Source organism: Skermanella sp. (assembly GCF_059503625.1).
Genome location: NZ_JCACHA010000928.1, coordinates 1 through 7,255, shown reverse-complemented (window position 1 = coordinate 7,255; position 7,255 = coordinate 1). Strand labels below are relative to the sequence as shown.

Annotated in this window: 7 protein-coding genes; 4 read left to right on the top strand and 3 right to left on the bottom strand. The window is 66.1% G+C overall.

Annotated features, from left to right (window positions below; all coding sequences use genetic code 11):
* The 3 genes from eutB to AC5JJ6_RS33890 all read left to right on the top strand — a co-directional run.
* The coding region (eutB, locus tag AC5JJ6_RS33900) for an ethanolamine ammonia-lyase subunit EutB (RefSeq protein WP_496046264.1) at nucleotides 1–980 on the top strand (980 nt) is incomplete at its 5' end.
* Entirely contained in the window at nucleotides 973–1,770 is a 798-nt protein-coding gene (gene eutC, locus AC5JJ6_RS33895) for an ethanolamine ammonia-lyase subunit EutC (RefSeq protein WP_496046263.1), read from the top strand. The genes eutB and eutC, both read left to right, overlap by 8 nt.
* Before the next feature lie 106 nt (nucleotides 1,771–1,876).
* Nucleotides 1,877–3,589: an ATP-binding protein gene (locus tag AC5JJ6_RS33890; protein ID WP_496046262.1), complete on the top strand. Its 1,713-nt coding sequence runs from the start codon at nucleotides 1,877–1,879 to the stop codon at nucleotides 3,587–3,589.
* Nucleotides 3,590–3,613: 24 nt separating this feature from the next.
* On the opposite strand, the gene AC5JJ6_RS33885 is transcribed toward AC5JJ6_RS33890, so the two are convergent.
* Nucleotides 3,614–4,396, bottom strand: coding sequence for an alpha/beta fold hydrolase (locus tag AC5JJ6_RS33885; RefSeq protein WP_496046261.1), 783 nt, complete (start codon nucleotides 4,394–4,396; stop codon nucleotides 3,614–3,616).
* A gap of 73 nt (nucleotides 4,397–4,469) precedes the next feature.
* Between AC5JJ6_RS33885 and arfB the strand changes: the two genes are divergently transcribed.
* Nucleotides 4,470–4,889 carry an alternative ribosome rescue aminoacyl-tRNA hydrolase ArfB gene (gene arfB, locus AC5JJ6_RS33880; RefSeq protein ID WP_496046265.1) on the top strand — a complete coding sequence of 140 codons (420 nt, stop codon included), beginning with the start codon at nucleotides 4,470–4,472 and terminating at the stop codon, nucleotides 4,887–4,889.
* A gap of 14 nt (nucleotides 4,890–4,903) precedes the next feature.
* On the opposite strand, the gene AC5JJ6_RS33875 is transcribed toward arfB, so the two are convergent.
* Both AC5JJ6_RS33875 and AC5JJ6_RS33870 read right to left on the bottom strand, forming a co-directional pair.
* On the bottom strand, nucleotides 4,904–6,268 hold the full coding sequence (locus tag AC5JJ6_RS33875) for an AmpG family muropeptide MFS transporter (protein WP_496046260.1): 1,365 nt from the start codon (nucleotides 6,266–6,268) through the stop codon (nucleotides 4,904–4,906).
* Between the two features lie 102 nt (nucleotides 6,269–6,370).
* Nucleotides 6,371–7,084 carry a hypothetical protein gene (locus AC5JJ6_RS33870; RefSeq protein WP_496046259.1) on the bottom strand — a complete coding sequence of 238 codons (714 nt, stop codon included), beginning with the start codon at nucleotides 7,082–7,084 and terminating at the stop codon, nucleotides 6,371–6,373.
* Nucleotides 7,085–7,255 lie beyond the last annotated feature (171 nt).

The window sequence follows — 7,255 nt, the reverse complement described above, 5'->3', positions numbered from 1 at the left end:
GGGTGGTCAGCGCGTTCCGGACGACGCTCGGGTTGCCCGGGCGGCTCGGCGTCCGAATCCAGCCGAACCATCCCTACGACGACGCCAAGGGCATCGCGGCGTCTCTGCTGGACGGCCTGCTCTATGGCTGCGGCGACGCCGTGATCGGCATCAATCCCGCCAGCGACAGCATCCCGACGACGATCCGGCTGCTCGACATGCTGGAGGAGTTCCGCACCCGCTACGATATCCCCGTGCAGTCCTGCATCCTGGCCCATGTCACCAACACGATGGAGGCGATCCGGCGCGGCGCTCCGGTCGATCTCACCTTCCAGTCCGTCGCCGGGACCGAGGCCGCCAACCGCAGCTTCGGCATCGACCTGGAAATGCTGGCGGAAGCGCACGCCGCCACGCTGGCGCTGAAGCGCGGCAATGTGGGCGACAACTGCATGTATTTCGAGACCGGCCAGGGCAGCGCTTTGTCGGCGGACGCCCATCACGGCGTCGATCAGCAGACGATCGAGGCACGGGCCTATGCGGTGGCTCGGCAATTCAAGCCGCTGCTGGTCAATACCGTCGTCGGCTTCATCGGGCCGGAATACCTGTATAACGGCAAGCAGATCCTGCGCGCCGGGCTTGAGGACCACTTCTGCGGCAAGCTGCTCGGCCTGCCGATGGGGGTGGATGTCTGCTACACCAACCATGCCGAAGCCGACCAGGACGACATGGACACCCTGCTGACCCTGCTTGGAGTCGCGGGGGTGAACTTCGTGATGGGAGTGCCCGGCGCCGACGACATCATGCTGAACTACCAGAGCACGTCATATCACGACGCACTCTACATCCGGAGCGTGCTGGGCTTGCGCCCGGCGCCGGAGTTCGAGCAGTGGCTGCACAAGATGTCGATCCTCGACGAAGGCGGAAGGGTCCGTCCGGCCCTGGAGAATGCCGGAGGGGCCGCCACCCTGCTGACCTATGCGGAGGGCGCGCATCATGGCTGACGACCTGGAAACCAAAGCGCCGTCCGATCCGTGGCGGAGCTTGCGCCGCCACACAGCCGCCCGGATAGCGCTGGGCCGAAGCGGCGACGCCCTGCCGACCCGGCATCTGCTGGACTTTCAGCTGGCCCACGCGCGGGCGCGGGATGCCGTCCACCTGGACTTCGACTCCGCCGCGATGGCGGCCAGCCTGCCCGGCATGGCTTGCGTGACGGTCCGGAGCGCCGCCCCGGACCGCGCGACCTACCTGCAATATCCCGACCTCGGCCGGCGGCTGAACCCGGACGACCTGCCCCTGCTGCGCAAGGGCGATTACGACGCCGTGTTCGTGCTGGCCGACGGCTTGTCGGCGCGGGCGGTCCACGACCATGCGGCCGCCCTGCTGACCGCCACGGTCGAGTTGCTGCCGGGCTGGAAGATCGCCCCCATCGTGCTGGCGCATCAGGCGCGGGTGGCGCTGGGGGACGGGATCGCATCGGCGCTGGGAGCCGCCCTGGCCGTCATGCTGATCGGCGAGCGGCCGGGCCTGAGTGCGGCAGACAGCCTGGGCGCCTACCTGACCTTCGGTCCGCGTCCGGGCCTTCAGAACGCCGACCGCAACTGCATCTCAAACATCCGGCCGGACGGGCTGGCGATCCCGCTCGCCGCGCGCAAGCTGGCTTTCCTGATGGCGGAGGCACGGAGGCTGAAGCTGTCCGGCGTCGACCTGAAAGACGACGTGCCGACGGAATTGCTGGGACCGGAGCCGGTGAAAGCCATGCCGGAAAATGCCGTCATCCGGGACGAATCATGATTAACTTGGCGTAAAGCATATTGTCGCTACAGTGGCGGCTCCCGGCCCCACGGCGGCAGATGTAATAAAGCAAGTGCTGGTCAATTCGCCTCCCCTGCATGACATCATGATTGAACTGGCGCAGCATACCGGGCTCTTTGCTCTGCTGGTGCTTGCCTTTTCCCAGATCATCCATGCTTCCCATCTTTACCGGAGCCGGTGGCGGTCGGTGCTTATGGGGACTGTTTTCGGCATGTTCTCGGTTGCCTGCATGATGATCCCCATCAGCGTCGGCGGCCTGATCCTCGACGGCCGCAACGTCATGATGGCCCTTTCCGGCCTGCTGGGCGGCCCCGTTTCCGCCGCCGTATCGGCCGTTCCTGCATTGGCCTACAGGATCTCGATCGGGGGACCGGCGGTGCTGGCGGGCTGCGGATCGATCCTGTTGAGCGCCGCGCTGGGCACGCTGGTCTGGTGGCAGGCGTCACGCTCTGGCCGGCGGTCCTGCTTCCGCGACTTGGTCCTGCTCGGCGCCCTGGCGGGAGGCCTCGGCCAATTGCCGATCTTCCTGCTGCCGACGCGGGAGATCGCCTGGCACTTCGTCACGGTCGCGGCCCTGCCGCTGGCCGTGTCCACGGCGGGCGGCATCATCCTGCTTGGCTCGCTTCTGCTGATCGAGTTGAGGCGGCTGGTCGAGGAAGACAAGCTCCGCCTGCTGGCGGGCCATACGACGGACATCATCGTGCGCTCGACCCTGTCGGGCCAGCAGCTTTACGTATCCCCCGCGTGCCGGGAGATCCTGGGCTTCGACGCGGACGAACTGGTCGGCACGTCGTTGACCGCGGTCATCCACCCGGACGACATAGCTACGGTACAGGACGTCATGCAGTCCCTGACACCGGAACATCCGCGCCAGATGTTCACCTGCCGGTCCAGGCGGGCCAACGGCAGCTATGTCTGGCTCGAGGTGACGCTGCGGCTGGTGCCGGCGACCTCATCCGATACCCTTTACAACGGGCCGGCGGAAATCGTCAGCGTCGCCCGCGACATCAGCAAGCGGAAGGCGGTGGAGGCGCAGCTCGCCGCGGCCAAGGCGCAAGCGGAGGCGGCGAGCCGGGCGAAGTCGGGTTTCCTGGCCAACATGAGCCACGAATTGCGGACCCCGCTGAACGCCATCATCGGCTTCGCCGAGTTGATCCGGACCGAAACCATGGGTCCCGTCGGCAACCGGACATACTGCGATTACGCCAAGGACATCCACGACAGCGGACACCACCTGCTGAGCCTGATCAACGACGTGCTAGACCTTTCCAAGATCGAGGCCGACCGCATGGTGCTGGACGAAGAGACGGTCGATCTGAACGCCGTGGTCGCCACCTGCATCCGCATGTCGCGGACCCAGGCGACGCGGGGCGGCGTTTCACTGGTGGCGGATATCGATCCCGATGCCGCCCTGGTGCGCGGCGAGCAACGCCGGCTGATGCAGGTGGTCCTCAACCTGATCTCGAACGCGGTCAAGTACACCAGGCAAGGCGGCTCGGTAACCATCGCGACGCGGATGAACGTCGGCGGCGGCTTGGAACTGAGCGTCCGGGACACCGGCTGCGGCATCGCCGAACGCGATCTGGCCGTCGTCATGCAGCCGTTCGGGCAGATCGACAACCCCTATAACCGGATCAACCAGGGTACGGGGCTGGGACTGCCCCTGGCCCGCCGGCTGGTCGAACTGCATGACGGCGTCCTGCTGCTGGAAAGCAAGGTCGGGGTCGGCACCACGGCGACAGTCAAGCTTCCGGCGGACCGGGTGATCGACACGGTCGCCCTGGGTTCGATCGCCTGAGCACTGCCGCCTGAGCCATAGGCCTTAGGATTGGCCGTCCAGGAAACCCAGCACGATATCGACGAAGCGGTCCGGCTGTTCGGCGTGGAGCCAGTGGCCGGCGCCCTTGATGGTTTCGATCCGCGCGTTCGGGAACAGGCGATGGATCTCGCCGTGGTGGCTCGCCCGGACATAGTCCGACCGCTCGCCGGCCACGAACAGCGTCGGCTTGTCGAACCGGCCGTTAGCGAAGTCGGCTGTCGGGAAACCGGTGATCTCGTCCATCCGGTCCGCCAGCGCCGACAGATTGATCCGCCAGGAGAAGACGCCGTTCTCGGCGACGAGGTTCTGGAGCAGGAAGCTGCGGATCGGCGCTTCGGGGACGGCGGCGGCCAGTTGGGCATCGACCTCGCCGCGCCGGGTCACGGTGGACAGGTCGACCGCCCGCATCGCGTCGACATAGGAGATCATCGTGTGCCGGTACGCGACCGGTGCGATATCGGCGACGATCAGCTTTTCCACCAGTTCGGGGTGCAGCAGGGCCAGTACCATGGCAGCCTTGCCGCCCATGCTGTGGCCGAGCACGGATGCCTGCCCCAGGCCGTTGTCCTCGATATAGCTCCCGATGTCGTCGGCCATGCCGGCATATGACATGTCGTCGGACCAGGGCGAAGCACCGTGGTTGCGCATATCCAGTGCGTGGACATGATATTGGGCGCCCAGCCGCTTGGCGACCGTATTCCAGTTGCGAGCCGATCCGAACAGCCCGTGCAGGACCACCAGATGCTTGCCCTCCCCGGTCTCGAAACCAGTCAGCTTGATGCTCATCGATCAAATCCCTTGTTTATGCCGGTGCCTGCCCCCACTAAATTGGCGCGCAGCAGGGAAACCCGAAATGCCAATGATCCGTATAACCAATCGTCTCGCCATCGACGAGCGTGAGATCGAAGAAACGTTCCAGCGCGCCAGCGGTCCAGGCGGGCAGAACGTCAACAAGGTCGAAACCGCCGTACAGATCCGCTTCGACGCCAGGAACTCCCCCTCGCTGGACGACGAGACGCGCACCCGGCTCACGACCCTAGCCGGCAGCCGGATGACCAACGACGGAGTCCTGGTCATAACAGCCCAGCGTTTCCGAAGCCAGGAACGCAACCGCGAAGACGCGCTGGAGCGGCTGATCGAGCTGCTGCGCGAAGCGACGATCCGCCCCCGCACCCGCCGCCCGACCCGCCCGACGCTGGGATCGAAGAAGCGCCGCCTGGATTCGAAGTCCCAGCGCAGCCAGACCAAGCAGATGCGCGGGCGGCCGACATCGGATTGAGGCCGGGCGCTTACTCAACCAGCAGCCGGCGCCACCTCGGCCTTCGGCGATTGGCGGCGCATCAGCCACAGCAGCAGAAGCAGTCCCGGCAGCGCCGCCGAGGTCGAGAGCAGGTAGTAGGACGCCCAGTCCATCCTGTCCGCCAGCCAGCCGCTCGACGCCGCCAGGAAGTCGCGTCCCACGGCGGAGAAGGACGACAGAAGGGCATACTGGGTGGCGGTATAGGCGACGTTGCACAGGCTGGACAGATAGGCGACGAAGGCCCCCGTCCCCATGCCGCCGGTGACGTTCTCGACCGCGATGACGACCGTCAGCATCCCGATGTCGTGGCCGGAACGGGCCAGCAGGACGAACATCAGGTTAGACACCATCTGGAGCACGCCGCAGACCAGCAGGCTGCGCATCACGCCGAACCGGCTGACCACGACGCCGCCCAGCAGCCCGCCAATTATGGAGGCGCCGAGACCGAAGGCCTTGGTGACGTTGGCGATCTCGATCTTGCTGAATCCCAGTTCCAGGTAGAACGGCGTCGCCATCGCCCCGGCATAGACGTCGCCCAGCTTGTAGATCGCGATGAACAGCAGGATCGCGACCCAGGCGCGCCGGGTCATGAAATCGGCGAAGGGAGCGACGACGGCGCCGAACAGCCACGCCAGCAGTTCGGCCCGCCAGCCGGCCAGACCGGGCCGATGCTCCAGGAAGGCCGCCACGTCGGCCTCCCGCCGCGCCGATTCGGGCGAGACGCGGATCTCCGGCTCCCGGTTCAGCAGCATGGTGACCAGTCCGACGCCGACCAGAGCCGCCATGATCGTGTAGACCAGCGACCACGGCAGGACGCTCGCCAGATACAGCGCCCCGGCCCCCGAGGTCAGCATGCCGATGCGGTAGCCCAGCACGACGGCCGCGGCGCCTGCGCCGTACTGGCGCTCGTCCAGGATCTCGACCCGCCACGCGTCCAGCACGATGTCCTGGCTGGCCGAGAAGAACGAGACGACCAGCGCCAGCAGCGCCATCCGCCACAGATCGACGGCAGGGTCGGTCGAGCCGAGGCCGAGCAGCGCCAGCATCAGGCCCAACTGGGTCAGAACCGCCCAGCCGCGCCGGCGGCCGAGCAGCCGGGTCAGGACCGGCAGGCGCAGGCGGTCGATCAGGGGCGCCCAGGCAAATTTCAGCGTATAGGGCAGCCCCACCAGGGCGAACATCCCGATCGCGGTCTTGGCGATCCCGCCCTCGACCAGCCAGACGCTGAGCGTGGCGCCGGTCAGCGCCAGCGGCAGGCCGCTGGAGAAGCCCAGGAACAGGATCGCGACGATCCGGCGGTCGAGATAGACCGAAGCCGCCTTGGCCCATGAAGACGAAGCCTGGGAGGACGATGACACTAGGCTGGAAACTCCACAGGGACAGGGGGCGGAATACAGGGCGCGCTACTGCGACCCGTATAATGCAATCATGGTTAACAAGACCCGAAAACGGCCATGCGCTCAGCCGGCTTCCGCCTGCTGCTTGCGGTCGCGCAGGTGTTCGGCAAAGGCCTGGATGGTCTCCACGCCGCTTTCCCGTTCCGGCTGGCCGGCCCGCCACTGGCGGTATTCATCGGCGGAAGCGGTTACCTTGGACACCGGAATGCCCCGTACCCTTGCTTCCTCGACGATCTCGTCCATGACGGCGCGGTGATGCTGGAAGTCGTCTTCGTCCATCTCGTCGCCCAGGACGCCGCGGAAGTCTTCCAGCGTCTCGAAATCCAGCAGCGACAGTTGGGTGATCTCGCCGTTGTTGACCCGTTCGATGAAGTCCTCGACCGGATCGATTGCCCCGTCGTCCTCGACGCCGCCGTTCCCGGCGCCACCCGTGCCGGCATCCGGTTTCACGCCACGGCTGGCTACCGCTTCCTCCGGGTTCTCCATAAGGTCATCGGTTATCTCGAATTCATACTCGACGGCTTCGGCCGCACCCTCGATCAGGCTGAACAGGACACGGCCCTGGGCGCGCTTGGGCGTCAGCCACACCAGATCGGTCAGGAAACCGCCGACGGACAGCTCGATCACCGGCTCCCGCTTGTCGCCTGGCGGGGCGACCGCCATGAAGAAGGGCGGATCGCCCAGATGGACGACGGCCAGATCGTGTTCGACCTTGATCTCATCGGGCTTCAGACCGATACCGACTCCAACGACATAGGTGCGGCGTTTCACCGTCATCGTTCGATCCCTTTCTATTTGCCGTCGCGGTTGTCCAGGGTGTTTAGCATGGCGGTAGACGATGAAACCATGGAGCCTTTGCCGTGACCGAGCAATTTCGACCCGTCACTCTAGCCGTGGCGCCCAACGGCGCCCGGCTGACCAAGGCCGACCATCCGAACCTGCCGATGA

Coding starts and splice junctions, on each gene's coding strand:
- eutC (WP_496046263.1), top strand. CDS start 973: ATGGCTGACGACCTGGAAACCAAAGCGCCGTCCGATCCGTGGCGGAGC.
- AC5JJ6_RS33890 (WP_496046262.1), top strand. CDS start 1,877: ATGATTGAACTGGCGCAGCATACCGGGCTCTTTGCTCTGCTGGTGCTT.
- AC5JJ6_RS33885 (WP_496046261.1), bottom strand. CDS start 4,396: ATGAGCATCAAGCTGACTGGTTTCGAGACCGGGGAGGGCAAGCATCTG.
- arfB (WP_496046265.1), top strand. CDS start 4,470: ATGATCCGTATAACCAATCGTCTCGCCATCGACGAGCGTGAGATCGAA.
- AC5JJ6_RS33870 (WP_496046259.1), bottom strand. CDS start 7,084: ATGACGGTGAAACGCCGCACCTATGTCGTTGGAGTCGGTATCGGTCTG.